This window comes from Streptococcus sp. HMSC072D07 (genome assembly GCF_001814835.1).
In the GTDB taxonomy this organism is placed as follows: domain Bacteria; phylum Bacillota; class Bacilli; order Lactobacillales; family Streptococcaceae; genus Streptococcus.
Genome location: NZ_KV818078.1, coordinates 175445 through 199349 on the forward strand (window position 1 = coordinate 175445; position 23905 = coordinate 199349).

Sequence of the window (23905 nt, forward strand, 5' to 3'; positions counted from 1 at the left end):
TATGGGAAAATATGATTTTACAAGCCTGCCCAATCGTTTTGGGCACCATACCTATAAATGGAAAGAAGCGGAAGCTGATCGAGAAGTTCTACCAGCCTGGATAGCAGATATGGACTTTGTGGTTTTGCCTGAGGTTCGACAAGCTGTACAAGCCTACGCAGATCAGTTGGTCTATGGCTATACTTATGCTAGTGATGATTTGATTCAGTCGGTTCAGGACTGGGAAGCCAGTCAACACGGCTATCGCTTTGACAAGGATGCCCTCGTCTTTATAGAGGGAGTGGTACCAGCTATTTCAACAGCTATTCAAGCCTTTACAAAAGAAGGAGAGGCTGTTCTGATTAACACACCGGTCTATCCACCTTTTGCACGCAGTGTCAAACTCAACAATCGCAGATTGATTACCAATTCTTTGGTGGAAAAGGACGGGCTGTTTGAGATTGACTTTGACCAGTTGGAGAAGGAATTGGTGGGAGAGGATGTCAAACTCTATATCCTTTGCAATCCTCACAATCCTGGTGGACGTGTTTGGGAAAAGGAAGTGTTAGAAAAGATTGGGTATCTCTGCCAAAAACATGGTGTTTTGTTGATTTCAGATGAGATTCACCAAGATTTGGCCCTCTTTGGTCATAAACACCAGTCTTTTAACACCATTGATCCCGCCTTTAAAGACTTTGCCCTTATCTTGAGTAGTGCCACTAAAACATTTAATATTGCTGGGACCAAGAATTCCTATACAGTTATTGAAAATCCAAAGCTTCGTGTGGCTTTCCAAAAACGCCAGTTGGCCAATAACCAACATGAAATCTCAGGCTTGGGGTATTTGGCGACAGAAGCTGCCTACCGTTATGGTAAGGACTGGTTAGGAGACTTAAAAGAAGTCATCGAGGACCACATTAACTATGTAGTGGATTTTTTGGGCAACGAAACCAAGATTAAGGTCATGAAACCGCAAGGTACCTACTTGATCTGGCTTGATTTTTCAGCCTATGACCTAACGGATGACCGCTTGCAAGAGCTTTTGAAGAATGAAGCCAAGGTTATCTTGAATCGAGGTTTGGACTTTGGAGAGGAGGGAACTCTTCATGCCCGCCTCAATGTGGCTATGCCGAAGTCCGTACTGGAAGAGGTTTGCCAACGCATCGTGACCACTTTTGCTACACTTTAAAAATCGAGCCTTCTAGGAGGAAAGTCTTCCTAGAAGGCTATTTTCGTAGGGGAAAATGTGGTATAATAAAAAGATAAGATAAAGGGGTAACTATGGCTAAATTGATTCCGGGAAAGTTGCGCATGGAGGGGGTTACACTCTATGAAACAGGCAACATTGAGATTATCAAGGAAAAAGGGAATCGCCTCTATACTCGTGTGGCGGGAGAAGACTTGCGCTACAGTTTAGAGGATGATCTGGTTTTTTGTGCTTGCGATTTTTTCCAAAAAAGAGGTTACTGTGTTCACCTCGCAGCGCTCGAGCATTATCTGAAGAACGACGAAGAAGGCCAGGTGATTTTACAAGCCTTAGAAAAAGGACATGAAGAGCAAGAAGAGGTCGAAACCAAGGTTGGTTTTGGTGGTAGTTTTTTGGAGCGTATCCAACCTCAGAAGAGAGAGAAAATCTACACTTTGTCGGCTCAAGGCCAGGTAGAAGCTGGAACCAATCGCCTCCTTTGGACTCTCCGAATCGGTTTAGTTGATAGTCAAAAATATTATGTCATTCGTGACATCCCTCTCTTTTTGAAGGTCTTGGTCCATCGAAAGCCATATATGATTGGGAAATACTATGAAAATGACTTGTCTTGGGATGCTTTTGATACAGCTAGTCAAGATGTTCTTACTTTTTTATGTGGCTTGATTGAGGAGGGACTGAGTCAAGACCTCTTTTTCCCCAATCAAGGTCGTCACCTCTTTTTCCCTCTGACCTTTTTTGAGCAGGGAATGGGGTTATTGATGAACTTGGAAGATTTTCATTTCGAACACCAGATTACTAGTTATGAAAATCTTCTCTTTCATGATTTAGATCCAGAAGCAAACCTTTTCTCTTTTTCCGTGCAGGAGTATCCCGATTATTTTGAGATGGAGATTTCTGAAAGTGAGCGAGTCAACGTATTCTATGGGGGAGCGGTTCTCTTTCGTAAGGGTAATCTTTATCTCTTAAATCCTAAACAAATCAGCCTCCTAAAGGAAATCAAGGAGCTTCCTCAGGAGGAAAGAGGGAGAAAATGCCTCCAGTTTGACAACAGTGATCGTGACCGCCTAGCCGCCTGTCTGCCTTTGTTTGGACAGCTGGGCACAGTTTCTGCTCCTGAGCGCTTACAAATCAGACCCTTTTCACCAATCTTTTACTTTGATAGGGAGGATGACGGCCGCATCCGTTTGGATATCCAGTTTGACTATGGAGATGTTAAGGTAACTAGTCGTCAACAGCTGGAACAATTACCATTTTCAAGCGATGCCGTCTTGGAAAATCAGCTATTTCAAGTCTGTTTAGGAGCTGGTTTTGAGGCTGATTTTCAGTCTTGGAGACAGGCTTTGAAGTCAGAGTCAGTTTATTCTTTCTTTCACCATACGATTCCAGCTTTTGAGAAATTGGGTCAGGTTTTCTTGTCTGATGAGATGAATCAGCTCTACAGCGTCCAAGCTCCTCAGGTTCAGATTGAGTCCAAGGGAGGACTGTTGGAGATTCAGTTTGATTTCCAAGGGATTGCCCAAGAAGAGATTGATCAAGCTCTTAAAGCCCTGACCAGCAATCAGGATTTCTATATCAGTTCTTCTGACCAAGTATACTTTTTTGATGAGGAAACCAAGCAGATTCGTCAAAATTTGCAGGAACTGGGGGTTGAGCTAAAAGATGGTTCTTTTCAAGCGCGAAAATCTCTGGCTTATAGCCTTTCTCAGCTTTTTGAAGGTCGAGATAGGATCTCCTTCTCAGAGGAATTTCAGCATTTAGCTCATGATTTGACCCATCCAGAGGATTTTCCTTTGGGAGATATACGGGTGCAGGCGAGTTTGAGAGAATATCAGGAAAAGGGAGTCCGTTGGCTCCAGATGCTTCATCACTATGGCTTTGGTGGCATTCTGGCAGATGATATGGGACTGGGAAAAACATTGCAAACCATCGCTTTTTTGACCAGTCAGGTGACAGAAGATAGTCGGGTCTTGATTTTGGCTCCGTCAGGTTTGATCTACAATTGGGCAGATGAATTCAGGAAATTTGCCCCACAGTTGGATTTGGCTGTCGTTCATGGTTTGAAAGCGAATCGAGAAGCAATTCTTTCTGAAAATCACCAAATCTATGTGACTAGCTATGCCACCTTTCGTCAAGACAGCGAGCTTTATCAAGAGATGGCTTTTGATTTTCTCTTCTTAGATGAGGCCCAGGTCATGAAAAATGCTCAGACCAAGATTGCTCAGAGTTTGCGCCAGTTTGTGGTGCCAGCAGTCTTTGCTTTGTCAGGTACGCCCATTGAAAACCATTTAGGAGAGTTGTGGTCTATCTTTCAAATTGTGCTTCCGGGGCTCTTGCCAAGTAAAAAGGAGTTTATGAAATTACCGGCTGAGCGAGTCGCGCAGTTTATCAAACCCTTCGTCATGAGGCGTAAGAAAGAAGAAGTTCTTACAGAACTGCCTGATCTGATCGAAGTCGTCTATAAAAATGAACTGGAAGACCAACAGAAGGCTATCTATCTAGCCCAGTTGCAACAGATGCGAGACCGCCTAGCGCAAGTGACCGATCAAGAATTCCAGAGAAGTCGGGTAGAAATCTTATCTGGACTCATGCGATTGCGCCAGATCTGCGATACGCCAGCTCTCTTCATGGACGATTACCAAGGAGCTAGTGGTAAATTGGATAGTCTTCGAGATTTATTGCTACAAGTGGCTGATGGTGGACATCGGGTCTTGATTTTCTCCCAGTTCAAAGGAATGTTGGAAAAAATCGAGAAAGAACTCCCAGACTTGGGCTTGACCTCCTTCAAAATCACAGGTTCAACTCCTGCTCAAGACAGACAGGAGATGACTAAGGCCTTTAACCAAGGGGAGAGAGATGCCTTTCTCATCTCCCTTAAGGCGGGTGGTGTTGGTCTCAATCTAACGGGAGCTGATACGGTTATTTTGGTTGACCTTTGGTGGAATCCCGCTGTCGAAGCCCAGGCTATCGGACGAGCCCACCGCATGGGGCAGGAGCAGATGGTCGAGGTCTATCGTTTGATTACCAAGGGGACCATTGAAGAGAAAATCCAAGAACTTCAAGAACAAAAGAAACATTTGGTTTCCCAAGTTTTAGATGGTACGGAGTCGCGTGCGAGTCTCAGTCTGGCAGAAATTCGTGAAATTTTGGGAATTTCTGAAGCCAGCACTTGAAAAATCAAGACAATACGCTATAATGAAGTGTTGAAAGGAAATACAAAATGAAACAAGATCGATTTCCATTGGTGTCAGATGATGAGATCATGCTGACCAAAATGCCAGTCATGGACTTGTACGATGAGTCAGACTTTATTAGCAATATCAAAGGTGATTACCGCGATAAGAACTATTTGGAATGGTCTCCTATCAATGAGGAAGAAACCGTAGTTTCTCCAGTGGTTAATAAGGAGTCAAAGCCAAGACCAGAACCTAAAAAAGTTGGAAAAACCTATGCTGAATTGGCTCGAGAAGAGGCGCGTGCGGACTTAAAGAAGAAACGTTCAGCCAAGTATTTGACTCAGGATGTTAGTCATACTAGACGACACAATGGTTCAACACTTGTTCGTCAAGGAAACCAACCAACAGCACCATTTCAAAAGGAAAATCCTGGTGAGTTTGCCAAATTTAGTAAAAACTTGAGCCAGTCTCACTATATCTTAGCTGAGGAGGTTGGCCAAGTGGCGAATCCAACTCCGAAAACCCAAACGGAAAAAACTAAAAAGAACAACTACGATTTTCTAAAGAAGAGTCAGATCTATAATAAAAAGAATAAGCAAACAGAACAGGAACGTCAGGTTGCCCAAGAGTTGAATCTGACAAGAATTACTGAGTAGGGGAGAGAAGCATGTCAAAAACATATCATTTTATTGGAATCAAGGGATCAGGGATGAGTGCCCTAGCTTTGATGTTGCACCAAATGGGACACAAGGTTCAAGGTTCAGACGTTGAAAAATACTACTTTACTCAACGTGGACTAGAGCAGGCAGGGATTGCGATTCTTCCTTTTGATGAAAAGAACCTACAAGGTGATGTGGAGATTATCGCGGGGAATGCCTTCCGTCCAGATAACAACGTTGAAATCGCCTATGCAGATCAAAATGGTATCAGCTACAAACGTTACCACGAATTCTTAGGTAGCTTTATGCGCGACTTTGTCAGCATGGGAGTGGCAGGAGCACATGGAAAAACTTCAACAACAGGTATGCTGTCTCACGTCTTGTCTCACATCACAGACACCAGCTTCTTGATTGGTGACGGGACAGGTCGCGGCTCAGCCAATGCCAAATATTTTGTCTTTGAATCAGACGAATATGAGCGTCATTTCATGCCTTACCACCCAGAATATTCTATCATCACCAACATTGACTTTGACCATCCAGACTACTTTACAAGTCTAGAGGACGTTTTCAATGCCTTTAACGACTATGCCAAACAAATTACCAAAGGTTTGTTTGTATACGGTGAGGATGCTGAGTTGCGTAAGATCACAGCCAATGCGCCAATCTATTACTATGGTTTTGAAGCTGAGGGCAATGACTTTGTAGCTAGTGATCTCCTTCGTTCAACAACTGGTTCGACCTTCACCGTTCATTTTCGTGGTCAAGAATTGGGTCAATTCCACATTCCAACCTTTGGTCGTCACAATATCATGAATGCGACTGCTGTTATTGGTCTTCTTTACACAGCTGGATTTGATTTGAACTTGGTCCGTGAACACTTGAAAACTTTTGCCGGTGTTAAGCGTCGTTTCACTGAAAAAATTGTCAATGATACAGTGATTATTGATGACTTTGCCCACCATCCAACAGAAATCATTGCGACCTTGGATGCAGCTCGTCAGAAATATCCAAGCAAGGAAATCGTGGCAATCTTCCAACCGCATACCTTTACAAGAACCATTGCCTTGTTGGACGAATTTGCCCATGCTTTGAATCAAGCAGACGCCGTCTACCTAGCGCAAATCTATGGATCAGCTCGTGAGGTGGACCATGGCGATGTCAAAGTAGAAGACTTAGCCAATAAAATTAACAAGAAACACCAGGTTATCACTGTTGAAAATGTTTCTCCACTCCTAGACCATGACAATGCTGTTTACGTCTTTATGGGTGCAGGAGACATCCAAACCTATGAATATTCATTTGAACGTCTCTTGTCTAACTTGACAAGCAACGTCCAATAAGGAAAACAGATGGAAATTCCAATCACTATAAGGCAAGCTACCCTATCAGATTTAGAAGAAATGTTGGCGATTGAAGAAGCCAATCCTTCATCAGAAGAGACACTTAGCCGCCAATCCTTAGAAGAGAGTATCCGCAAGTCTGCGGGTACCTTTCTTGTAGCTGGGGATGAAAATCAGCTTTTGGGCTATGTTTTGGGAGAAGCTCAGTCTATTCATTCCAAATGGATAGAAGTAAAATCCTTGACCATTCATCCTGACCATTGGGGACAGGGGTTGGGAACTCTTCTTCTTGCGGCCTTGAAACAGGTGACAGTCGAACTAGATTATCAAGGTATTCTTTTGCAAAGTCCTGATGAGTTACTATCATATTTTGAAATGAATGGCTTTGTTGAGGAAGAAGTGACATGGAGTCAATATGACAGTGGTTCTGAATGGTATCTGATTTGGGCCAATCCTTTTTATCAGGAGGAAATATGAAAATCAGACAAGCAAGATTTTCGGATTTAGATCGGATTATAGAGATAGAACTAGAGAATTTTTCCCTTGAAGAAGCCATTCCTCGTTCGGTCTTTGAGGCCCATTTGCGGGAAATTCAGACCAGTTTTCTCGTAGCTGAAAAAGAGGGGCGTATTCTTGGTTATATCGAAGGTCCAGTCGTCCCACACCGCCATCTAGATGATCAGTCTTTTACAGAAGAAATAAAAGACTATAGCCATCAACCTGGAGGTTATATTTCTGTGACTTGCCTATCTATTGCCAAGGAAGCACAAGCTTTGGGAGTGGGGAAAAGACTATTAAAGGCTCTGAAAGAGGTCGCTTTAGAACATGAACGAGAGGGTATTAATCTGACGTGTCATGATTACCTTATCGCCTATTACGAAAAGCACGGCTTTGTTAATGAAGGAATATCCCAGTCAAGCTTTGCTGGGGAAACATGGTATGATATGGTCTGGCAGCCTGAAAATAAAGAAAACTAGCTAGGGAATGCCCTAGTTGGTTGCTTTTCTGCGACTTTTAAGATATAATATTATGGATTGTCAACAAGGAGGTAATGCTTTTGACTGAAAAATCAAGAGAAGAAGAAAAATTAAGCTTTAAAGAGCAGATTCTACGTGATTTAGAAAGAGTAAAAGAACAAGATAGAAGAGGGAAAGAAGTAGAGATTCCAAATCTGACGGCTTCATCATCTCAAGCTAGTTCAGCAACTCCTTCAGATCTTGAACCAGAAACATCAACAGAAGAGTTGATGGCTGATTCCCTGTCTGTTGTCGATAAAATCCTAAAGAATGCACCAAGTGTTCCTCCACTTTCAAGTGCTAGTACTGATGAAACGGATGGACAAGAAGAGAAAGAGATTAGACAGCCAATCATTGATAAGATTGAAGTTGTAGAATCTGAAGAACCTCTAGTAGAGCCGATTCATCTGGCTGAAGAACCTGTAGTGGAACCCGTTCAACCTAAGGTAGAACCAGTTGAGCTTAAACCCGAAGAAAAAGAATTTAACGACACTCCGACTAAGGTTGCCGTAACCTATAAAACAGAAGACAAGAAAGAGGAAATTACCCCAGGAATGCCTGAAAGAGTTGAGCCTGTTTCTACAGAATCTAGCAGTGGATTAGCTGATGCTCCACGTCGTAGTCGTCGTCAAGGTGCAACATCAACTAAGAAAAAATCAAAAGCCAAAGGTTGCCTAGTAACAGTTCTAGTTCTCCTAGTACTCGTTGCAGTTGGTGGTTATTTTGGTTATGGTTATGTGCAAGATTCCTTGAAACCTGTGGATGCGAGCTCTAAGGACTACGTAACGGTTCAAATCCCAGACGGTGCAAATGTTCAAGAAATTGGAAGCACCTTGGAAAAATCTGGTCTGGTTAAACATGGACTTATCTTTAGCCTTTATGCTAAATACTATAGCCATGCCAACTTGAAGTCAGGTTATTACAACTTGAAGAAGAGTATGAGTACGGATGAGTTGATTCAAGAATTGGAAAAAGGTGGGACTCCTGAAGCTCAGGCACCTGTTCTTGCAAACTTGACAATTCCAGAAGGCTATACATTAGAGCAAATCGCTCAAACAGTAGGACAACTTCAAGGTGAGTTTAAAGAACCTCTTACTGCGGATGCTTTCTTGGCAAAAGCTCAAGATGAGACCTTTATCTCACAATTAGTAGCTAAGTATCCAAACCTACTAGGAAGTCTTCCAACAAAAGACAGTGGTGTTCGTTATCGTCTTGAAGGCTACCTTTTCCCAGCGACCTATACAATCAAAGACAGTACAACTGTTGAAAGTTTGATTGATGAGATGGTGGCTGCTATGGATAAGGCTATGTCACCATATTACGCTACGATCAAAGAAAAGAATCTGACAGTTAATGAATTGCTCAGCATTGCTTCTCTTGTCGAAAAAGAAGGAGCTAAGACCGAAGACCGCAAGAAAATCGCAGGTGTCTTCTATAACCGCTTGAATGCCGGTATGCCACTTCAAAGTAATATCGCTATCCTATATGCTCAAGGAAAACTTGGTCAAAAGATTAGTTTAGCAGATGACGCTGGAATTGATACAACGATTGATTCACCATACAATGTTTACACACATCTTGGCCTCATGCCTGGACCGGTTGATAGCCCAAGTTCGGATGCGATTGAAGCAAGTGTAAACCAGACAAAGAGTGAGTACTTGTACTTTGTAGCCAATGTTGAAGATGGTAAAGTATACTTTGCAACAACAAAAGAAGAACATGATCAAAACGTTGCAGAGCATATCAATAGCAAGTTACCTCAAGCAAGTAGTTCAAACTAAAATTATGTGGTTTTCCACATAATTTTGTTTTAAAAAAGTAAATAGAAAAGAAAGTTAAAAAAATGGCAGAAAAAACTTACCCAATGACCCTTGAAGAAAAGGAAAAACTAGAAAAAGAATTAGAGGAGTTGAAACTCGTTCGACGTCCCGAAGTCGTAGAGCGTATCAAGATTGCTCGTTCCTATGGAGACCTTTCAGAAAATAGTGAGTATGAAGCAGCGAAAGATGAACAAGCTTTTGTTGAAGGACAAATTTCAAGTCTAGAAACAAAGATTCGTTATGCTGAAATTGTTAATAGCGATGCAGTTGCCCAAGATGAGGTAGCAATCGGTAAAACAGTAACAATCCAAGAAGTCGGTGAAGACGAAGAAGAGGTCTACATCATCGTCGGTTCTGCAGGTGCAGATGCTTTTGCTGGTAAAGTCTCAAATGAAAGTCCGATTGGCCGTGCTCTAATTGGCAAGAAGACTGGCGATACTGCAACGATTGAAACACCAGTTGGTAGCTATGATGTCAAAATCTTAAAGGTTGAGAAAACAGCTTAAATAGAATGAAAAAGGAGTAGTGAAGGTTTTGCCTTGCTCAACTCCTTTTTGGTTTTTTGGATAAAAAGGAGACTATATGAGTGAAAATAAGAAGAAAAACAAAATGGAGCGTGGATTAACCAATCGCCATGTTCAGGTGATGGCCATTGCGGGAACAATCGGAACAGGACTTTTCCTAGGTGCTGGTCGCTCTATCAGCCTTACTGGACCTTCGATCATTCTGATTTACATGATTACAGGAGCCTTTATGTTTTTGATGATGAGGGCTGTTGGAGAGATGCTGTATCAGGATCCAGAACAACATACCTTTATCAACTTTATCACCCGTCATTTGGGGAAAGGCTGGGGATATTTCTCAGTTTGGTCTTATTGGCTGTCAGTTGTCTTTATCGGTATGGCAGAAATCACTGCCATCTCAGACTATGTCCGCTTCTGGTTTCCCACATGGCCTAGCTGGATGATTCAGCTTGTCTTTTTAACGATTTTGGCTTTGGTCAATCTGATTGCGGTTAAGCTCTTTGGAGAAGTCGAGTTTTGGTTTGCTATGGTCAAGATTGTGGCGATTTTAGCCATGATTGCCACTGGGGTATTTATGGTTTTGACAGGCTTTAAGACACCGCATGGTGTTGCAAGCTTGGCAAATATCAGCGACCAGTTCTCTCTTTTTCCAAACGGAGTTATGAACTTTGTCATGGCCTTTCAAATGGTATTTTTTGCCTATCTGATGATTGAGTTTATCGGGGTGACAACTTCTGAAACAAAGAACCCTCGTCAGGTCTTGCCCAAAGCTGTTAAGGAAATTCCTCTCAGAATTATCTTCTTCTACGGGGGAGCTCTCATTGCGATTATGGCCATTATTCCTTGGTCTTATCTTAATTCTTCAGATTCTCCATTTGTAACGGTCTTTGAACTGGCAGGGATCAAGTGGGCAGCGGCTCTAATCAACTTTGTTGTCTTGACCTCAGCAGCGTCTGCTCTTAACTCAACTCTCTATTCAACAGGGAGACACTTATATCAGATTGCCCATGATTCGCCCAATCGTTTCTTAAAGGCTATCAAGGTCGATACCCTTTCACGCCACAATGTTCCACAAAATGCCATCATCGCCTCAGCGATCTTGATTGCTCTGGCTGCCTTTATCAACGTGCTACCAGGTGTTTCAGATGCCTTTGCTTTGATCACCGCATCCTCATCAGGTGTTTACATCGCGATTTATATCTTGATTATGGTGGCCCATCTCAAATACCGCAAGTCACAAGACTTCATGACTGATGGCTACCTCATGCCTCAGTATCGCTTGCTTAATCCCCTAACCATTCTCTTTTTTGTCTTTGTTTTCGTGACTCTCTTTTTGCAAGAGTCTACCTTCATGGGGGCAGTTGGTTCTGCTATCTGTATCCTTGTTTTTGGGATTTATAGTCAGTGGAAATTTAGAAAATAAATTATGAATTCATCAACTCAGTTTGGTGAGTTTTTTCTAGTTTGACAGTTTATTGAAATATGACTATAATCAAGTTGTAGCAGTTTATTAGGAGGTTTGAATGCACGTTAGATTGGAAAATAAGGAGTCGCATAAAGCGCAAGAAATAGGGGATTTGATTCGTGCTTATAATCGTTCCAAAAGAGAAGAGGCTGAAAACGAGCCACTGAACCTTTATGTCGAAGATGAAATGGGCAATCTCATGGCAGGCTTAGTAGCTGAGACTTTTGGAAATTGGCTGGAAATCGAATATTTGTTTGTGAGAGAGGAATTACGGGGACAAGGAATTGGTTCGAAACTATTGCAGCGAGCTGAAAGTGAAGCTAAGAAACGAAACTGTCGTTTTGCTTTTGTGAATACTTACCAGTTTCAAGCACCAGATTTTTATCTAAGCCATGGTTACAAGGAAGTCTTTACCTTGCAAGACTATCCCTACACAGGGCAAAGATACTATTACCAAAAGGATTTGTGATCTAGACTTCTTTCTTTTGGAGAGGAACTTAGCTAAGTATCAAAAAAGAACGAATACTCTTTATCATGTAAGATGGTAGAGAGTTTTTTTGTTAATAAAATCTTACAAAATGACATTTATATATTGCATTAAGTTAGATATATGGTATAATGTATTTGAGAAAAGGAGCGCAACTTTTTAAAAATTATAAGGAGGAAACAAGTGGCTAAAAATTTAAAGTTAAAACTAGCTCGTGTGGAGCTTGATATGACACAGGGTGATTTGGCAGAAGCTGTGGGTGTTACTAGGCAGACTATAGGCTTGATAGAAGCAGGGAAATACAATCCTAGTCTCTCCCTTTGCCAGTCCATTTGCAGATGCTTAGGCAAAACTTTAGATCAATTATTTTGGGAGGAAGAAGATGAAAAATAGATTTTTTTATTATCAATTATTAGACGAAAGAGAAGAACAACTGATTAACAAAGCTGGGACAGAGTCTTTTAATGTGTTTATCGGGCTCATTCTGCTAAGCTATCTGGTGGCTGTATTAGCACCTGCTCTTTTTAATTCTAATATTCTTCTGGTTACCCTTCTTTTAGGAATTTTCTTCTTTTTCAATCGTGCACGACAACTTGGAGTGACCTACTATAGTCGTTTTCATTTTACGATTGTAGGGTGTTTGCTGGTGACTCTCGCTATTACGACTCTCTTGATGTTGGAGAATTATCAATTCAATATCGAAATTTATCAGCACAATCCTCTGAACGTTAAATACTTGTCTGCTTGGGTTATTACTTATCTGATTTACCTTCCTTGGGTTTTTATCGGCAATCTCGGCCTTAAAAGTTATGGCGAATGGGCTCAAAAAAAGTTTGAGCAAGATATGGATGAACTGGAGAATGGAGAATAGCTTGTTAGCTTTTTATCAATCTCGGTAAAATGTGTTATAATAGTACTAATTTATCGGATGGTGTGAAAGTGGTAGAATACGTTCATACCTTTGTAAAGTAGGAAGAAGGAAAACAGATGTATCCAGATGATAGTTTGACATTGCACACTGACTTGTACCAGATCAATATGATGCAAGTTTACTTTGACCAAGGAATTCACAATAAAAAGGCGGTCTTTGAAGTTTATTTCCGCCAGCAACCTTTTCAGAACGGCTATGCAGTATTCGCTGGCTTGGAAAGAATTGTACATTATCTTAAAGACTTGCGCTTTTCAGATAGCGATATTGACTACTTGGAGTCGCTTGGGTATCATGGAGAATTCTTGGATTACCTACGAAATCTCAAGTTGGAGTTGACGGTTCGTTCTGCCCAAGAAGGGGACCTTGTTTTTGCTAATGAGCCGATTGTGCAGGTTGAAGGACCTCTAGCCCAATGTCAGTTGGTCGAAACGGCTCTCTTGAACATCGTTAACTTTCAAACCTTGATAGCGACCAAGGCAGCACGTATTCGTTCAGTCATTGAAGATGAGCCTTTGATGGAATTCGGGACACGTCGTGCGCAAGAAATGGATGCAGCTATCTGGGGAACACGCGCAGCCGTGATTGGTGGGGCTAATGGAACCAGCAACGTGCGTGCAGGGAAGCTCTTTGGTATTCCAGTATTGGGGACTCATGCTCATGCCTTGGTACAGGTTTATGGAAACGACTATGAAGCCTTCAAGGCTTATGCATCAACCCATCGTGACTGTGTCTTTCTAGTAGATACATATGATACGCTTCGCATCGGTGTGCCAGCTGCTATTCAGGTAGCTCGTGAACTGGGAGACAAGATTAATTTTAAAGGCGTTCGTATCGACTCAGGGGATATAGCCTATATTTCCAAGAAAGTTCGCCAACAGTTAGATGAGGCTGGATACCCAGATGCCAAAATTTACGCTTCCAATGACCTCGATGAAAATACCATCCTTAACCTCAAAATGCAACACGCTAAGATTGATGTCTGGGGGGTGGGTACCAAGCTGATTACAGCCTATGATCAGCCAGCTCTTGGGGCAGTTTATAAGATTGTGGCTATTGAAGATGAAACTGGTAAGATGCGCAATACCATCAAGCTTTCAAGCAATGCTGAAAAAGTATCGACACCAGGTAAGAAGCAAGTATGGCGCATTACTAGTCGTGAAAAAGGTAAGTCAGAAGGTGACTACATCACCTATGACGGTGTGGATGTTGCCAGCATGACAGAAATTAAAATGTTCCATCCGACCTATACTTACATCAAAAAGACCGTTCGTAATTTTGATGCCGTTCCTCTCTTGGTGGATATTTTCAAAGCAGGAACATTAGTTTACGATTTACCTAGTTTGACTGAGATTCAAGCCTATGCTCGTAAGGAATTCGACAAGCTATGGGATGAATACAAGCGCGTGCTCAATCCGCAACACTATCCAGTGGACTTGGCGCGTGATATTTGGCAAGATAAGATGGACTTGATTGATAAGATGCGCAAGGAAGCCCTTGGTGAAGGAGAAGAAGAATGAGTTTGCAAGAGACCATTATCCAGCAACTGGGCGTCAAACCAGTGATTGATGCCCAGGAAGAAATTCGTCGTTCCATTGACTTCTTAAAGAGATACTTGAAAAAACACCCTTTCCTTAAAACCTTTGTACTAGGAATTTCTGGAGGACAAGACTCAACCTTGGCAGGGCGCTTGGCACAATTAGCGATGGAAGAAATGCGAGCTGAGACAGGAGATGACAGCTACCAATTTATCTCTGTCCGCCTGCCATACGGAGTGCAAGCTGATGAAGCAGATGCTCAAAAAGCTCTTGCTTTCATCCAGCCAGATGTCAGCTTAGTTGTAAATATTAAGGAATCAGCTGATGCTATGACAGCTGCAGTCGAAGCGACAGGAAGTCCTGTTTCAGACTTTAACAAGGGCAATATTAAAGCTCGTAGTCGTATGATTGCCCAATATGCCCTTGCGGGTGCCCATAGCGGAGCCGTCATTGGAACAGACCATGCCGCGGAAAATATCACAGGCTTTTTTACTAAGTTTGGTGACGGTGGTGCAGACATTCTCCCTCTTTACCGCCTCAATAAACGCCAGGGGAAACAACTCTTGAAGGAACTTGGTGCAGACCCAGCCCTTTATGAAAAAATCCCAACAGCAGATTTGGAAGAAGAAAAACCTGGACTTGCTGACGAAGTCGCACTTGGAGTCACTTACAATGAAATTGATGACTATCTAGAAGGCAAATCAATCAGTCCAGAAGCCCAAGCAACTATCGAAAACTGGTGGCACAAAGGCCAACACAAACGCCACCTACCAATCACCGTATTTGATGACTTTTGGGAGTAAAAACCTCCAGTGGAGGTTTTTACCCTGAGCCTGGAAATGAGAAAGCGAGGAAGGCCCGGGGAACCTTTTTAGCTTTTTGCCTAGAAACTGGGAAGCAAGAATAACCTCCAGTGGAGGTTTTCAGCCCGAGTCTAGAAACGGGAAAACGAGGCAGATTCGGTAACTCGAAGAGTTCGATTTTCCTTGTCTCACCCCCGCAACGATGACTAGGTTTGAAAAAGCTTGGTAAAGCGCATTTCAAACCAGACAGCGACTGCGTCAAGTAACTAGATGAAAAACTTGTTTTCTAGCTGTTACTGAGTATAGTCTTTTTACCTTGAGCCTTAAGATTAGAAAGCGAGGTAACATTATGAAAGCAATCGGTACGCAAATATTACAGACAGAACGTTTGATTTTGAGAAGATTTGTGGAGAGTGATGCGGAAGCCATGTTTCAAAATTGGGCTTCGTCTGCTGAGAATCTGGCCTATGTCACCTGGGATCCTCATCCTGATGTTGAGGTGACTCGGAACTCGATTCAAAATTGGGTTGCATCCTATACTAATCCCAACTATTACAAATGGGCCATTTGTCTCAAAGAGAACCCAGAGCATGTGATAGGAGATATCAGCATCATTGAAATGCACGAGGAAGATTCAAGTTGTGAAATTGGGTATGTTTTAGGAAAAGATTATTGGGGTCGTGGTATGATGACGGAGGCCTTGAAAGCTGTCTTAGACTTCTGTTTTACTCGAGCAGGATTTCAAAAGGTCAGAGCAAGATATGCCAGTCTCAACCCAGCTTCTGGTCGTGTGATGAAAAAGGTGGGGATGTCCTATCTTAAAACGGTTGCCAATGGTGTGGAGAGAAAAGACTACGTTGCGGATCTTATTTATTATCAGATAAGCAGAGAGGACAGGTGATTGTCTTTTCTGTTTCTATCAAAGTCAGACCTTGTCTGGCTTTTTTTGTGCCAGATTTCTAAATAAACTGATTAAATTCCTATTTTTCCCTATCATTGTCCCTGTTTTTTCTGGAGTTTTGGGGATATAATAGACCTATCAAATCAAAGAATGGAGGAAGGCAATGGACAATGTAATCTTTTTTACCAGTGTTTTTCTTGCTGGAATTCTTTCCTTCTTTTCTCCTTGTATTTTACCCTTGTTGCCAGTCTATGCAGGGGTCTTGTTGGATGATAAGAATGATGATCAGGCTTCTAGCGGAAAATTTTCAACCTCACTTGTTAGTTTATTGCGAACTCTGGCCTTTATAGCGGGGATTTCTTTTATCTTTATCTTACTGGGCTATGGAGCTGGTTTTTTAGGCGATTTGCTGTATGCTTCCTGGTTTCAGTATGTGACGGGTGCGGTTATCATTCTCTTGGGCTTGCACCAGATGGAAGTCTTACATTTGCAGGGACTCTACAAGGAAAGAAGGCTACAATTAAAGAGACAAGGGCAAAAGGGTAACGGCTATAGTCAGGCATTTTTACTGGGGTTAACCTTTAGTTTTGCTTGGACGCCATGTGTGGGGCCGGTTCTGGGGTCTGTTTTGGCCTTAGCGGCTTCAGGTGGTTCAGGTGCTTGGCAGGGAGCTGGTCTAATGTTGGTTTACACGCTGGGTTTGGCGCTACCATTTTTGGCTCTAGCTCTTGCCTCCAGCCATGTTTTGAAACATTTCCGAAAACTCCATCCCTATCTCCGAACCCTCAAAAAAGTAGGTGGTTTCCTCATTATCGTAATGGGAATCTTGGTGCTTTTGGGAAATGCTTCCATTTTGACTACATTATTTGAATAGAGAGGAAAAAGAAATGAAAAAATGGCAAACATGTCTCCTTGGAGTGGGATCAATCTGTTGTTTGGCAGCCTGTTCGGCCAAAAATATGTCAGACGAGTCTACTATGAAGGAGCAATCCAAAACAGAACAAGTTAGTTCACAAACTGCGACTAAAGGTCAGGAAGTCGCTGATTTTGAACTAACAGGTGTAGATGGTAAGACCTATCGTTTATCTGATTACAAGGGCAAGAAAGTCTATCTCAAATTTTGGGCTTCTTGGTGTTCCATCTGTCTGGCTAGCCTTCCAGATACGGACGAAATCGCTAAAGAAGCTGGTGATGACTATGTGGTCTTGACAGTGGTCTCTCCTGGACACAAAGGTGAACAAGCAGAAGCGGACTTTAAGAATTGGTACAAGGGATTGGATTATAAAAATTTTCCAGTTCTAATTGATCCATCAGGCAAACTTTTGGAAAGTTATGGTGTCCGTTCTTACCCGACTCAAGCCTTTATAGACAAGGAAGGCAAGCTGGTCAAAACACAACCAGGTTTTATGGATAAGGATATGATTTTAAAAGAATTGAAAGAAATGGGGTAGAGAAAGGCTATGAATGATAAAGTAAAACTTTTTGTCTTGGCAGGGATCATTCTCCTAGCCATAACCGGTTTCTATTTTCTATTGATGCGAAATGCAGAGCAGACAGATAGCTCGCAAATTGAGAAAGCATCCGTTAGCCAAGGAGGAAAAACAGTGAAAAAAACAGAAGTGAGTAAAGACGCAGACTTGCACGAAATTTATCTAGCTGGGGGATGTTTCTGGGGAGTGGAGGAATACTTCTCACGCGTGCCTGGAATAACCGATGCCGTTTCAGGCTATGCAAATGGTAGAGGGGAAACAACCAAGTACGAATTGATCAACCAAACAGGTCATGCGGAAACCGTCCATGTCACTTATGATGCTAATCAAATTTCCCTCAAGGAAATCCTGCTTCATTACTTCCGCATTATCAATCCAACCAGCAAAAATAAACAAGGAAATGATGTGGGGACCCAGTATCGTACTGGTGTCTATTACACAGATAAAAAGGATTTGGAAGTAATCAACCAAGTCTTTGATGAGGTGGCTAAGAAATACGATCAACCTCTGGCAGTTGAAAAGGAAAACTTGAAGAATTTTGTGGTAGCTGAGGATTATCACCAAGACTATCTCAAGAAAAATCCAAATGGCTACTGTCATATCAATGTTAATCAGGCTGCCTACCCCGTCATCGATGCCAGCAAATATCCCAAACCAAGCGATGAAGAATTGAAAAAGACCTTGTCACCTGAGGAGTATGCAGTTACCCAGAAAAATCAAACAGAACGAGCTTTTTCAAACCGCTACTGGGATAAATTTGAATCTGGTATCTATGTGGATGTGGCAACTGGTGAACCCCTCTTTTCATCAAAGGATAAGTTTGAGTCTGGTTGTGGCTGGCCTAGTTTTACCCAACCCATCAGTCCAGATGTTGTCACATACAAGGAAGATAAGTCTTACAATATGACGCGTATGGAAGTGAGAAGCCGAGTTGGAGATTCTCACCTTGGTCATGTCTTCACAGATGGGCCTCAGGACAAGGGGGGCTTGCGCTACTGTATCAATAGTCTCTCTATCCGATTTATTCCCAAAGACCAAATGGCGGAAAAAGGCTATGCCTATTTACTAGATTATGTTGATTAAGAGGGCTTTCCTAAGCAGTTAGAGGAGAATTTTGCTATACTGATACTAGTAAGTGACAAAGGAGCAGAGCATGACCTACACAATCTTAATCGTAGAAGATGAATATCTGGTTAGACAAGGCTTGACTAAACTGGTCAATGTAGCAGCCTACGATATGGAAATCATCGGTCAGGCTGAAAATGGAAGACAGGCTTGGGAATTGATTCAAAAGCAGGTGCCGGATATCATTTTAACCGATATCAACATGCCTCAGCTAAATGGCATCCAGTTGGCCAGTCTGGTCCGAGAAACCTATCCACAGGTTCACCTAGTTTTTTTGACAGGTTACGATGATTTTGATTATGCCTTGTCTGCTGTCAAACTAGGTGTCGATGATTACTTGCTCAAGCCTTTTTCTCGTCAGGATATTGAGGAAATGTTAGGGAAAATTAAGCAAAAACTAGACAAGGAAGAAAAAGAAGAGCAGTTACAAGATTTATTAACCGATAAGTTTGAGGGAAATATTGCTCAGAAAATCCAGTCCCGTCTAGCTAACAGTCAGTTTAGTTTGAAGTCTTTGGCCAGTGACTTGGGCTTTAGTCCGACTTATCTGAGCTCCTTGATTAAGAAAGAGTTGGGCTTGCCCTTTCAGGATTATCTGGTGAGAGAGCGTGTTAAACAAGCCAAGCTCTTGCTTCTGACTACAGATTTAAAGATTTACGAGATAGCCGAAAAGGTTGGTTTTGAAGATATGAACTATTTTACTCAACGTTTTAAACAGATTGCAGGTGTGACACCTCGTCAGTTTAAGAAGGGAGAAGGCCGATGAAGCGTTCTTCTCTCCTAGTAAGAATGGTTATTTCCATCTTTCTGGTCTTTCTCATTCTCTTAGCTCTGGTTGGGACTTTCTATTATCAATCTAGTTCAGCAGCCATTGAGGCCACTATTGAGGGTAATAGCCAAACGACCATTAGCCAAACTAGCCACTTTATTCAGTCTTATATCAAAAAATTAGAAACCACCTCTACCAGTTTGACTCAGCAGAAGGATGTCCTAGCCTATGCTGAGAATCCTAACCAAGTCCAAGCCAAGGGAATTCGAGATCTGTTTTTGACCATCTTAAAGGCAGACCAGGACCTGAAAACGGTGGTACTGGTCACCAAATCCGGTCAGGTCATTTCTACAGATGACAGTGTGCAGATGAAAACTTCCTCAGATATGATGGCTGAGGATTGGTACCAAAAGGCTATTCATCAGGGAGCTAAGCCAGTTTTGACACCAGCTCGTAAATCGGATAGTCAGTGGGTTATTTCTGTCACTCAAGAACTGGTTGATGCAGAGGGGGCCAATCTTGGCGTACTTCGTTTGGATATTTCCTATGAAACTCTGGAAGCCTATCTCAACCAACTCCAGTTGGGCCAGCAGGGCTTTGCCTTTATCATCAATGAAAACCATGAATTTGTCTACCATCCTAAACGTACTGTCTATAGCTCAGCAAGTGAAATGGAGGCCATGAAACCCTACATCGAGACGGGGCAGGGCTATACGCTGGATCACCAATCCTACGTCAGTCAGGAAAAGATTGCAGGGACTGATTGGACGGTTATAGGCGTGTCTTCGTTGGAAAAGTTAGACCAGGTTCGGAGTCAACTCATGTGGACCTTGCTTGGTGCTAGTGCCTTATCTCTTCTTGCCTGTATCTGCTTGGTGTGGTTCAGTCTCAAACGCTGGATTGCCCCTTTGAAGGATCTGAGAGAAACCATGCTGGAAATTGCTTCTGGTACACAAAATCTTCGAGCCAAAGAAGCTGGCGCCTATGAACTGAGAGAAGTGACTCGCCAGTTTAATGCTATGTTGGATCAGATTGATCAGTTGATGGCAGATGTGCGCAGGCAGGAAGAAGCAACCCGGCAGTATGAACTTCAAGCACTGTCGAGCCAGATTAACCCCCATTTCCTCTATAATACTTTGGACACTATCATCTGGATGGCTGAGTTTCAGGATAGTCAGCGAGTGGTTCAGGTGACCAAGTCCTTGGCAACCTATTTCCGCTTGGCGCTCAATCAAGGAAAGGATTTGATTTGCCTCTCTGATGAAATCAATCATGTCCGCCAGTACCTCTTTATCCAGAAACAACGCTATGGTGATAAGCTGGAGTATGAGATTGATGAAGAACCTGACTTTGATAATTTAGTCTTGCCTAAACTGGTGTTGCAACCTCTTGTAGAAAATGCCCTCTACCATGGTATCAAGGAGAAGGAAGGTCAGGGACATATTAAAGTTTCTGTTCAGAAACAGAATACAGGGCTTGTCATCCGCATTGAGGATGATGGTGTTGGTTTCCAAGCTGCTGGCGATAGTAGTCAAAGTCAGCTCAAACGTGGGGGAGTTGGCCTTCAAAATGTCGACCAACGACTCAAACTTCATTTTGGAGAAAACTATCAGATGAAGATTGATTCTGTACCTTCAAAAGGGACGATAGTTGAAATATGCATTAATAAAATAGTAATGAGCTAACTCCCAATCTATTCTGGGAGTTTTGCTTTTAAAAATCAGAATGACTTGTTGGCCTTGATAAAATCAGTAAAAAAAGATATGATAGATAGTGACAAAAGAGGTATCAAGTATGAAGGAAAAAGACATTCAAAGAGCAACAAGCCAGATTGTAGAAGATGTAATAGACAAGGCTAATTTGAAGCAAGGAGCCATCTTTGTTTTGGGCCTTTCTTCTAGTGAAGTGATAGGTGGTCAGATTGGCAAGGAATCCAGCCAAGAAATTGGGGAAATCATTGTGAAGACCATTCTAGCTATCCTAGAGGAAAAAGGAATTCATCTAGCTGTTCAAGGTTGTGAACATGTCAATCGAGCCCTCGTTGTTGAACGTCAGGTGGCAGAGCGGTTTGGTCTTGAAATCGTCAGTGTCCTTCCGACTCTTCATGCGGGAGGTTCGGGTCAGTTGGCAGCCTTCAAGTTTATGCAGGATCCAGTTGAGGTTGAATTTATCAAGGCCCATGCTGGATTGGATATCGGAGATACTGCGATTGGCATGCATGTCAAGCATGTTCAGGTTCCGATTCGCCCTCTTTTGAGAGAAATTGGGCATGCCCATGTAACGGCTCTAGCTAGTCGTCCCAAACTAATCGGAGGTGCGCGTGCGCAGTATCCACAAGATTCTATCAGAAAGCCGTGAAATCATTCTGTAGTAACAGAAGAAAAGCAAAAGACAGAGGAATTAACGGTATAGATACCATGACTTCCTCTGTTCTTTTTTGTTGGATTCTTGTGCAAAGTGCTCCAAATAAGATCAGTTTTTACAAGAAGAAGGGGTGTTATCTGATGGAGAATTGCCAAAAGTAGAAAAAAGCAAGGTAGAGAAGATTTTTCGTTATAGAAATCAATAAACAAAGCTGGATTTAGCTGTTCTAGGTTGGCTTTTTTGTGCTATACTTAAGATATGCATAGAAAAACAGTGATTGATTTTAGGGCTTTGGGGGAGAGATACACCTTTACCCAGCCGATCAGAGAGTTAAAAACGAGAGATTTAGCAGAAGTAGCAGACTTGCTGGCACAAGTGGAAAGCTACCAAGAGCAAGGCTACTATGTAGTGGGCTATGTCAGCTACGAGGCTGCACCTGCATTTGAGGAGAAATTAGCAGTTCATAAAGCTCCTTTACTGGCAGAGTATCTGCTATATTTCACAGTTCATGATAGGGTAGAAACATCGCCTATTCCTTTGACTTATGAGGAAGTAGATCTGCCTTCAAAGTGGCGAGAACAAACATCTGCAGAGGACTATAAAAAAGCTATTTCCCAGATTCACCATCATTTGCGTCAGGGGGACACCTACCAGGTAAATTACACTGTCCAACTCAAGCAAGACTTGAGTGTCAATCCTTTTGCCATTTACAATCGTATGGTGGTAGAGCAGGAGGCGGGCTACAATGCCTATGTTGAACATGATGAGATGGCAGTGATTTCCATGAGCCCAGAGCTCTTTTTTGAGCAAAATGACCGTGAGTTGACAACGCGACCAATGAAGGGAACGACTCAGCGGGGAGTGGCTGACCAAGATGATCTGGACCAGGCTAGTTGGTTGGAGCAGGATCCCAAAAATCGTTCTGAAAATATGATGATTGTGGACCTCTTGCGCAATGATATGAACCGTATTTCCGAAGTGGGTAGTGAACATGTGGAGCGTCTCTGTCAAGTGGAGCAGTATTCAACCGTTTGGCAAATGACTTCGACCATCAAGAGTCAGTTACGATCGGATGTTGACCTAGTTGAAATCTTCCGTTCGCTCTTTCCATGTGGTTCCATAACGGGAGCTCCAAAAATTGCGACCATGGAAATCATCAAGAACTTGGAGCCCCAACCCAGAGGAGTTTACTGCGGAACGATTGGTCTCTTGCTTCCAAATGGACGACGGATTTTCAATGTCGCCATTCGGACCATTCAACTGCATCAAGGGAAAGCCATCTATGGAGTTGGAGGCGGGATTACTTGGGATAGCACCTGGGAATCTGAATACCGAGAGGTTCATCAAAAGGCGGCTGTACTCTATCGTAAACAAGCACGTTTCCAATTGATTACAACTGGGAAAATCAGCCAGAAAAACTTGTTATTTGAAGAACAACATCTGGAAAGACTGACAAAGGCTAGTCGATATTTTGCCTATCCTTTTAATCCGGAAGAACTGAGACAAAAGATAGAGAAAGAGTGCCAAGTTTGTGATGCTAATCAAGACTACCGCTTGCGAATCATCCTCAGCAAATCTGGAGAGATAGAACTCAGTAGCCAAATCTTAACACCCCTTAGTCCAAGTTTCTGTCAGGCTCAACTTTGTCTGCAAGAAGCAGATTTGAATCAAGCGTTTACCTACTTTAAAACAACTAATAGACCACACTTAAGTCTAGGGGAACAGGAAATCATTTACCATAATGCAACAGGAGAACTACTTGAGACCTCTATTGGAAATCTGGTCTTAAAAATTAATGGTAAACTCTACACACCGCCTACCAGTCTAGGAATTTTACCAGGAATCTACCGCCAGCATTTGCTGGAAAGAGGACTGGTAGATGAAAAAGTCTTGACTTTAAAAGACCTAGCTCAGGCGGAGGCTATCTATGGCTGTAACGCAGTCAGAGGTTTGTATGAGTTGGAAGTGATATAACTATGGATTTTTCAATTAAGTTTTAGATTTATTTGTTAATATTTAATATTTGATTTGAAAGCAAAATTAAATATATGGTATACTATAAGTATAAATCAATAAAAATAATGGAGATTTTTATGAAAAAATCAAAAAAATTTTAGTAACCAGCTTAGCAACTGCAACACTGGGACTTATTGCATTATCAGATACAACTGGAGACTTTCCTTTTTCGGCTCAGCATGTTTCTGCTCAAGAAAAGGATGCATCTAAAAATGGTAAGGTTGTAAAAGAGAATACAACTTCGGCGTCAAATCAAGCTGAGAAATCAAAAACACCAGCGCAAAAACCTGCTGAGAAA

22 protein-coding genes are annotated in these 23905 nt (G+C 42.2%); all 22 read left to right on the plus strand.

All coding sequences use genetic code 11. The features are described 5' to 3' along the window. The first annotated feature begins 1 nt into the window (after position 1). The 22 genes from HMPREF2991_RS08690 (at position 2) to pabB (ending at position 23565) form a co-directional block, all read left to right on the plus strand. Positions 2-1168, plus strand: coding sequence for a MalY/PatB family protein (locus HMPREF2991_RS08690; protein ID WP_070568562.1), 1167 nt, complete (start codon positions 2-4; stop codon positions 1166-1168). 92 nt (positions 1169-1260) lie between these two features. Then, positions 1261-4356 (plus strand): pilus expression-regulating Snf2 family helicase, encoded by a 3096-nt coding sequence (locus HMPREF2991_RS08695; protein WP_070568565.1) that lies wholly within the window; start codon positions 1261-1263, stop codon positions 4354-4356. Between the two features lie 47 nt (positions 4357-4403). After that, complete coding sequence (locus tag HMPREF2991_RS08700) at positions 4404-5015, plus strand: divisome accessory protein ZapJ (protein WP_070568568.1); 612 nt, start codon at positions 4404-4406, stop codon at positions 5013-5015. An 11-nt stretch (positions 5016-5026) separates the two neighbouring features. Next, entirely contained in the window at positions 5027-6361 is a 1335-nt protein-coding gene (gene murC, locus HMPREF2991_RS08705) for a UDP-N-acetylmuramate--L-alanine ligase (RefSeq protein ID WP_000048076.1), read from the plus strand. Positions 6362-6370: 9 nt separating this feature from the next. Further along, entirely contained in the window at positions 6371-6838 is a 468-nt protein-coding gene (locus HMPREF2991_RS08710; RefSeq protein ID WP_070683876.1) for a GNAT family N-acetyltransferase, read from the plus strand. After that, positions 6835-7338, plus strand: a complete 504-nt coding sequence (locus tag HMPREF2991_RS08715) for a GNAT family N-acetyltransferase (RefSeq protein WP_070683878.1) — start codon at positions 6835-6837, stop codon at positions 7336-7338. The genes HMPREF2991_RS08710 and HMPREF2991_RS08715 overlap by 4 nt, the downstream gene beginning before the upstream one ends. Positions 7339-7412: 74 nt before the next feature. Next, on the plus strand, positions 7413-9158 hold the full coding sequence (gene mltG, locus HMPREF2991_RS08720; RefSeq protein WP_083312780.1) for an endolytic transglycosylase MltG: 1746 nt from the start codon (positions 7413-7415) through the stop codon (positions 9156-9158). A 62-nt stretch (positions 9159-9220) separates the two neighbouring features. Next, positions 9221-9703, plus strand: a complete 483-nt coding sequence (gene greA, locus HMPREF2991_RS08725; protein WP_000818765.1) for a transcription elongation factor GreA — start codon at positions 9221-9223, stop codon at positions 9701-9703. Between the two features lie 76 nt (positions 9704-9779). Next, positions 9780-11144 (plus strand): amino acid permease, encoded by a 1365-nt coding sequence (locus HMPREF2991_RS08730; protein WP_070683880.1) that lies wholly within the window; start codon positions 9780-9782, stop codon positions 11142-11144. A 100-nt stretch (positions 11145-11244) separates the two neighbouring features. Then, a complete protein-coding gene (locus HMPREF2991_RS08735) occupies positions 11245-11655 on the plus strand; it encodes a GNAT family N-acetyltransferase (RefSeq protein ID WP_083312781.1) in 411 nt (136 codons plus the stop codon). A gap of 201 nt (positions 11656-11856) precedes the next feature. Continuing rightward, a complete protein-coding gene (locus tag HMPREF2991_RS08740; protein ID WP_001107501.1) occupies positions 11857-12066 on the plus strand; it encodes a helix-turn-helix transcriptional regulator in 210 nt (69 codons plus the stop codon). Continuing rightward, positions 12056-12544, plus strand: coding sequence for a DUF6773 family protein (locus tag HMPREF2991_RS08745; protein WP_061416407.1), 489 nt, complete (start codon positions 12056-12058; stop codon positions 12542-12544). The genes HMPREF2991_RS08740 and HMPREF2991_RS08745 overlap by 11 nt, the downstream gene beginning before the upstream one ends. Before the next feature lie 116 nt (positions 12545-12660). Continuing rightward, positions 12661-14121: a nicotinate phosphoribosyltransferase gene (locus tag HMPREF2991_RS08750; RefSeq protein ID WP_070683883.1), complete on the plus strand. Its 1461-nt coding sequence runs from the start codon at positions 12661-12663 to the stop codon at positions 14119-14121. Then, a complete protein-coding gene (gene nadE / locus HMPREF2991_RS08755) occupies positions 14118-14942 on the plus strand; it encodes an ammonia-dependent NAD(+) synthetase (RefSeq protein WP_070568588.1) in 825 nt (274 codons plus the stop codon). The genes HMPREF2991_RS08750 and nadE overlap by 4 nt, the downstream gene beginning before the upstream one ends. A 349-nt stretch (positions 14943-15291) precedes the next feature. Beyond that, a complete protein-coding gene (locus HMPREF2991_RS08760) occupies positions 15292-15843 on the plus strand; it encodes a GNAT family N-acetyltransferase (protein ID WP_070568591.1) in 552 nt (183 codons plus the stop codon). Positions 15844-16006: 163 nt separating this feature from the next. Next, positions 16007-16717: a thiol-disulfide oxidoreductase-associated membrane protein CcdA2 gene (gene ccdA2, locus HMPREF2991_RS08765; RefSeq protein WP_070568594.1), complete on the plus strand. Its 711-nt coding sequence runs from the start codon at positions 16007-16009 to the stop codon at positions 16715-16717. Positions 16718-16730: 13 nt separating this feature from the next. Further along, a complete protein-coding gene (locus HMPREF2991_RS08770) occupies positions 16731-17294 on the plus strand; it encodes a redoxin family protein (RefSeq protein WP_070568597.1) in 564 nt (187 codons plus the stop codon). 9 nt (positions 17295-17303) lie between these two features. After that, positions 17304-18416: a peptide-methionine (R)-S-oxide reductase MsrB gene (gene msrB, locus HMPREF2991_RS08775; RefSeq protein ID WP_070568600.1), complete on the plus strand. Its 1113-nt coding sequence runs from the start codon at positions 17304-17306 to the stop codon at positions 18414-18416. A 70-nt stretch (positions 18417-18486) separates the two neighbouring features. Then, positions 18487-19224, plus strand: a complete 738-nt coding sequence (locus HMPREF2991_RS08780) for a response regulator transcription factor (RefSeq protein ID WP_070568603.1) — start codon at positions 18487-18489, stop codon at positions 19222-19224. Further along, on the plus strand, positions 19221-20912 hold the full coding sequence (locus tag HMPREF2991_RS08785; protein ID WP_070568606.1) for a cache domain-containing sensor histidine kinase: 1692 nt from the start codon (positions 19221-19223) through the stop codon (positions 20910-20912). Before HMPREF2991_RS08780 ends, HMPREF2991_RS08785 begins: the two co-directional genes overlap by 4 nt. Positions 20913-21021: 109 nt before the next feature. Next, positions 21022-21585: a TIGR01440 family protein gene (locus HMPREF2991_RS08790; RefSeq protein WP_070568608.1), complete on the plus strand. Its 564-nt coding sequence runs from the start codon at positions 21022-21024 to the stop codon at positions 21583-21585. A 264-nt stretch (positions 21586-21849) separates the two neighbouring features. Continuing rightward, complete coding sequence (gene pabB, locus HMPREF2991_RS08795; protein WP_070568610.1) at positions 21850-23565, plus strand: aminodeoxychorismate synthase component I; 1716 nt, start codon at positions 21850-21852, stop codon at positions 23563-23565. Positions 23566-23905: the final 340 nt, after the last annotated feature.

Coding starts and splice junctions, on each gene's coding strand:
- greA (WP_000818765.1), top strand. CDS start 9,221: ATGGCAGAAAAAACTTACCCAATGACCCTTGAAGAAAAGGAAAAACTA.
- HMPREF2991_RS08715 (WP_070683878.1), top strand. CDS start 6,835: ATGAAAATCAGACAAGCAAGATTTTCGGATTTAGATCGGATTATAGAG.
- HMPREF2991_RS08730 (WP_070683880.1), top strand. CDS start 9,780: ATGAGTGAAAATAAGAAGAAAAACAAAATGGAGCGTGGATTAACCAAT.
- HMPREF2991_RS08690 (WP_070568562.1), top strand. CDS start 2: ATGGGAAAATATGATTTTACAAGCCTGCCCAATCGTTTTGGGCACCAT.
- murC (WP_000048076.1), top strand. CDS start 5,027: ATGTCAAAAACATATCATTTTATTGGAATCAAGGGATCAGGGATGAGT.
- HMPREF2991_RS08745 (WP_061416407.1), top strand. CDS start 12,056: ATGAAAAATAGATTTTTTTATTATCAATTATTAGACGAAAGAGAAGAA.
- HMPREF2991_RS08785 (WP_070568606.1), top strand. CDS start 19,221: ATGAAGCGTTCTTCTCTCCTAGTAAGAATGGTTATTTCCATCTTTCTG.
- ccdA2 (WP_070568594.1), top strand. CDS start 16,007: ATGGACAATGTAATCTTTTTTACCAGTGTTTTTCTTGCTGGAATTCTT.
- HMPREF2991_RS08770 (WP_070568597.1), top strand. CDS start 16,731: ATGAAAAAATGGCAAACATGTCTCCTTGGAGTGGGATCAATCTGTTGT.
- HMPREF2991_RS08790 (WP_070568608.1), top strand. CDS start 21,022: ATGAAGGAAAAAGACATTCAAAGAGCAACAAGCCAGATTGTAGAAGAT.
- HMPREF2991_RS08760 (WP_070568591.1), top strand. CDS start 15,292: ATGAAAGCAATCGGTACGCAAATATTACAGACAGAACGTTTGATTTTG.
- msrB (WP_070568600.1), top strand. CDS start 17,304: ATGAATGATAAAGTAAAACTTTTTGTCTTGGCAGGGATCATTCTCCTA.
- HMPREF2991_RS08735 (WP_083312781.1), top strand. CDS start 11,245: ATGCACGTTAGATTGGAAAATAAGGAGTCGCATAAAGCGCAAGAAATA.
- HMPREF2991_RS08780 (WP_070568603.1), top strand. CDS start 18,487: ATGACCTACACAATCTTAATCGTAGAAGATGAATATCTGGTTAGACAA.
- pabB (WP_070568610.1), top strand. CDS start 21,850: ATGCATAGAAAAACAGTGATTGATTTTAGGGCTTTGGGGGAGAGATAC.
- HMPREF2991_RS08750 (WP_070683883.1), top strand. CDS start 12,661: ATGTATCCAGATGATAGTTTGACATTGCACACTGACTTGTACCAGATC.
- HMPREF2991_RS08700 (WP_070568568.1), top strand. CDS start 4,404: ATGAAACAAGATCGATTTCCATTGGTGTCAGATGATGAGATCATGCTG.
- nadE (WP_070568588.1), top strand. CDS start 14,118: ATGAGTTTGCAAGAGACCATTATCCAGCAACTGGGCGTCAAACCAGTG.
- mltG (WP_083312780.1), top strand. CDS start 7,413: ATGCTTTTGACTGAAAAATCAAGAGAAGAAGAAAAATTAAGCTTTAAA.
- HMPREF2991_RS08695 (WP_070568565.1), top strand. CDS start 1,261: ATGGCTAAATTGATTCCGGGAAAGTTGCGCATGGAGGGGGTTACACTC.
- HMPREF2991_RS08710 (WP_070683876.1), top strand. CDS start 6,371: ATGGAAATTCCAATCACTATAAGGCAAGCTACCCTATCAGATTTAGAA.